The sequence below is a fragment of the Streptomyces sp. S6 genome (assembly GCF_054880855.1).
In genome coordinates this window covers 1-551 of sequence record NZ_JBTYMC010000743.1, presented here as the reverse complement: position 1 = coordinate 551, position 551 = coordinate 1, and the positions used below count along the sequence as shown (strand labels likewise).

At 74.2% G+C, this 551-nt stretch carries 1 pseudogene; it reads right to left on the bottom strand.

The window, feature by feature from the left end:
* Positions 1-295 precede the first annotated feature (295 nt).
* A pseudogene (locus ACVNF4_RS36815) lies at positions 296-551 on the bottom strand (nucleotidyltransferase domain-containing protein); the annotation flags it as partial.

Here is a 551-nt window from a genome sequence, read left to right as displayed (position 1 = left end):
CACCCCGGCGATCTCGTCGTCGTCGGACGGGGTGCTGTACCAGACACCGGCCGCCGTCACGCCGAGCACGGCGCTCGCGGCGGCGGCAACGGCCAGAAAACGGGGCTCCTGTCGTGACGGGGACGGGTGCCGTCGGGCGACGTCGGCCGTGGCTTCGGGGTGTTCCTCCACGGTACGCAGCGGGTGGGGCTCCCGCGTTTCGTGGAGGTGAAGCGGAATGTGATCAGGCGGTTTCTTTATGAACGCAACTCGCGCGCGGGTGCCGTGATTCCCGGCGCGCGCCCCGAAGACACCGTCACGCGTCCCTCCGGGCCTCCTCGATGCGCTCCGCGAACAGCGCGCGGGCGCGGTCGACCGCCTCGCCGACGTCCGTCGCCCCTCTGACGACGTCGTCGACGTCCCGCAGCCCCGCCCGCTCCAGCAGCCGCTTCTCGTTGGTGACCCACTCCCCGCGCGCGGCGAGCACACCGTGACCGGTCTGGGTGGCGGCGACGGCGATCGCCCCGAGGGCCTCGGTCCACCGCCGCGCGGGGGCGTGCGCGGCCCGCGCG